The sequence below is a fragment of the Brevundimonas sp. genome (assembly GCF_013823285.1).
Lineage (GTDB): Bacteria > Pseudomonadota > Alphaproteobacteria > Caulobacterales > Caulobacteraceae > Brevundimonas.
Genome location: NZ_PNLV01000159.1, coordinates 1 through 3732, shown reverse-complemented (window position 1 = coordinate 3732; position 3732 = coordinate 1). Strand labels below are relative to the sequence as shown.

Genomic DNA, 3732 nt, shown 5'->3' with positions numbered 1-3732 from the left:
TGTCTACGGCCGCAAGGCCCGGGCGCGGGGCGAACTTGGCCATCTGGCCGACCCTGAACCCGGCGCGCCTCCCGGCGCCGCAAGCGTGAGAGACACATCATGATGAACCGTCGCCAGGCCCTGAGCCTGTCCGCCGCCGGCCTGCTGGCCGCCTGCGAGTCCGCAAACGCACGGGGGCAGGGGACCCCGACCCCCTCCCTGCATGAGCTGGCCCAGAGAAAGGGCATGCGCTTCGGCAGCGCTGTGGGCGCAGGGCAGCCGGGGACCGTGACAGCCTCCCTGGACGATCCGCGCTATCGCGAAATCCTGGCCCGCGAGTGCGGCGTGCTGGTGCATGAGAATGAACTCAAGTGGTACGTGCTGCGGCCCGACGTGAACACCTACGACTATGCCCGGGCTGACCGGGTGATGGATTTCGCGGCGCAGCACGGCATGGGCGTGCGGGGCCACACCCTGGTCTGGCACCATCCGCGCTGGTTTCCCGAATGGCTGGAGACCCACGACTACGGCGCGCGCCCGGCGGCCGAGGCCGAGCGGCTGGTGGTGGAGCACATCAACGCCATCGTCGACAGATACGGCGACCGGATCGATTCCTGGGACGTGGTCAACGAGACCGTGGACGAGAACACCGGGGCCCTGCGCGAGACGGCCCTGTCGCGCCATCTGGGCCATCAGGAGATCATCGACCTGTCCTTCCACACGGCCCGGGCGGCGGCGCCGAACGCCCAGCTGGTCTACAATGACTACATGAGCTGGGAGGCCGGCCACGAGCAGCATCAGGCGGGCGTCCTGCGTCTGCTGGAAGGGATGAAGGCGCGCGGCGTGCCCATAGACGCCCTGGGAATCCAGAGCCACATCGGCTCGGGCAACAGTGACGACTCCGTCGGCTTCGACACGGCGCGGGAAGACAACTGGCGCCGCTTCATGGACGAGGTCACGGGCATGGGCCTGGACATCGTCATCAGCGAGTTCGACGTGCACGACAAGAACCTGCCCGCCGACATTCCCTCGCGGGACCAGGCGGTGGCCGAGCTGGCGCGGCGGTATCTGGACCTGATGCTGAGCTATCCGCAGACCAAGGACGTTCTGGCCTGGGGCATGGTGGATTCCTACTCCTGGCTGCAGACCCACTGGGTGCGGCCCGACGGGATCGCCAAACGGCCGACGCCCTACGACGCTGCGTACCAGCCCAAGCCCCTGCGCCAGGCCATCGCCGACGCCTTCATCGCCGCCCCGGCGCGCTAGGTCATTCTGGTCCCATGCCCGTCATCACCGCCGCCCGCACCATCGTCACCTGTCCCGGGCGCAATTTCGTCACCCTGAAGATCGAGACCGACGCGGGCATCAGCGGCGTGGGCGACGCCACCCTGAACGGGCGCGAACTGGCGGTGGACGCCTATCTGGCCGAGCACGTCATTCCCTGTCTGATCGGCAGGGACGCGCACCGCATCGAGGACATCTGGCAGTACCTCTACCGGGGCGCCTACTGGCGGCGCGGGCCGGTGACCATGACCGCCATCGCGGCGGTGGACATGGCGCTGTGGGACATCAAGGCCAGGGTGGCGGGTCTGCCGCTGTACCAGCTGCTGGGCGGGGCGTGCCGCGACGGTGTGATGGTGTACGGCCACGCCAACGGCGAGACGGTGGACGAGACCGTGGCCCAGGCGGCGGACTATGTGGCCAGGGGCTACAAGGCGGTGCGGCTGCAGACCGCCGTGCCCGGCGTGAAGGGGACCTACGGGGTCTCGAAGGACAAGATGTTCTACGAGCCCGCCGACGCGGCCCTGCCGACGGAGACGCAGTGGGCGACCGAGCCCTATCTGAGGACGGCGCCGCAGCTGTTCGACGCGGCGCGAGAGGCGCTGGGCTGGGACGTGCATGTGCTGCACGACGTGCATCACCGGCTGACGCCCATCGAGGCGGGGCGGCTGGGCAAGGACCTGGAGCCCTACCGCCTGTTCTGGATGGAGGACGCGGTGGCGGCCGAGAACCAGGCCGGGTTCCGCCTGATCCGCCAGCACACCACCACGCCGCTGGCGGTGGGCGAGGTGTTCAACTCCATCTGGGACTGCAAGACCCTGATCGAGGAGCAGTTGATCGACTACATCCGCGCCACGGTGGTGCACGCCGGCGGGATCACGCACCTGCGCCGGATCGCGGCCCTGGCCGATCTCTACAAGGTGCGCACCGGGTGTCACGGGGCGACGGATCTGTCCCCGGTGGCCATGGCGGCGGCCCTCCACTTCGACCTGTCGATCCCGAACTTCGGCATCCAGGAATACATGCGCCACACCCCCGAAACGGACGCGGTGTTTCCCCACGCCTACAGCTTCGCGGACGGGATGATGCACCCGGGCGAGGCGCCGGGGCTGGGCGTGGATATCGACGAGGATCTGGCGGCCACGCATCCGTACAGCCCCGCCTGTCTGCCGGTCGCGCGCCTGCCCGACGGGTCCATGACTGACTGGTGAGACGCCGCGCCCCGCGAGGAAGGACCACGAGATGAGCGAGATTCCGGTTGAACGCGGCCCGCGCGCCTTTCGGGGCAACTACCGCTGGGTGATCTGCGCCCTGCTGTTCCTCGCCATCACCATCAACTACGTGGACCGGCTGATCTTCGGCGTGCTGAAGCCGGTGCTGGAGGTGGAGTTCGGCTGGAGCGAGAGCGACTACGCCAACATCGTGGTGGCCTTCCAGGGCGCCTACGCCATCGGCCTGCTGCTGGTGGGCCGCCTGATCGACCGCATCGGCGCGCGCTGGGGTCTGGGCATCGCCATCGGGGTCTGGAGCCTGGCGGCGGCCGCCCATGCGGGGGCCAGCTCGGTGATCCAGTTCGCCATGGCCCGCTTCGCCCTGGGCGTCGGGGAATCGGCGGGCTTTCCGGGTGCGGTCAAGGCGGTGTCGGAGTGGTTCCCCAAGCGCGAGCGGGCGCTGGCCACCGGCATCTTCAACGCCGGGTCCAATGTGGGCGCCCTGCTGACGCCGATCCTTGTGCCCATCCTGGTGCTGGCCTTCGGCTGGCGCGCCGCCTTCATCATCACCGGCCTGTCCGGCCTTGTGCTCATGGCGTTGTGGTTCCTGGTCTATCGTCGCCCGCGCGAGAACCCGCGGGTGACGGCCGCCGAGCTGGCCCATATCGAGAGCGACCCGCCGGATGCGCCGGGAAAGATCAGCTGGGGGCAGGCGCTGAAGCGACGCGAGGCCTGGGCCTTCATCGTCGGCAAATTCTTGACCGATCCGGTGTGGTGGCTGTTCCTGTTCTGGCTGCCCGACTTCTTCGGCAAGACCTATGACCTGAACCTGCTGACGTTCGGGCCGCCGCTGGTGGCGGTCTATCTGCTGGCCGACGTGGGCAGCGTGGGCGGCGGCTGGCTGTCGTCGCGGCTGATCCACAGGGGCTGGTCAGTGAACCGGGGACGCAAGACCGCCATGCTGGTCTGCGCCCTGTGCGTGACGCCCATTTCAATGGCTGTGTTCGCGGACAATCTGATCGCAGCGGTGGCGGTGATCGGCCTGGCGGCGGCGGCCCACCAGGGGTGGTCGGCCAATCTGTTCACCCTGGTGTCCGACACCTTCCCCAAACATGCGGTGGCGACGGTGGTGGGTCTGGGCGGTTTCGCCGGCGCGGTGGGCGGCATGTTCATCGCCAAGGTGGCCGGCTGGACGCTTGAGGCCACCGGGAGCTATGTGCCGCTGCTGGCCTTCGCCAGCGTGACCTATCTGATCGCCCTG

General features: G+C 68.7%; 3 protein-coding genes. All 3 read left to right on the top strand.

What is annotated here, in order from left to right; all coding sequences use genetic code 11:
* Nucleotides 1–99: 99 nt before the first annotated feature.
* Nucleotides 100–1245, top strand: coding sequence for an endo-1,4-beta-xylanase (locus C0461_RS13800; protein ID WP_292107811.1), 1146 nt, complete (start codon nt 100–102; stop codon nt 1243–1245).
* Nucleotides 1246–1259: 14 nt separating this feature from the next.
* A complete protein-coding gene (gene manD / locus C0461_RS13795) occupies nt 1260–2471 on the top strand; it encodes a D-mannonate dehydratase ManD (protein WP_292107809.1) in 1212 nt (403 codons plus the stop codon).
* 31 nt (nt 2472–2502) lie between these two features.
* The coding region (locus C0461_RS13790) for an MFS transporter (RefSeq protein WP_292107807.1) at nt 2503–3732 on the top strand (1230 nt) is incomplete at its 3' end.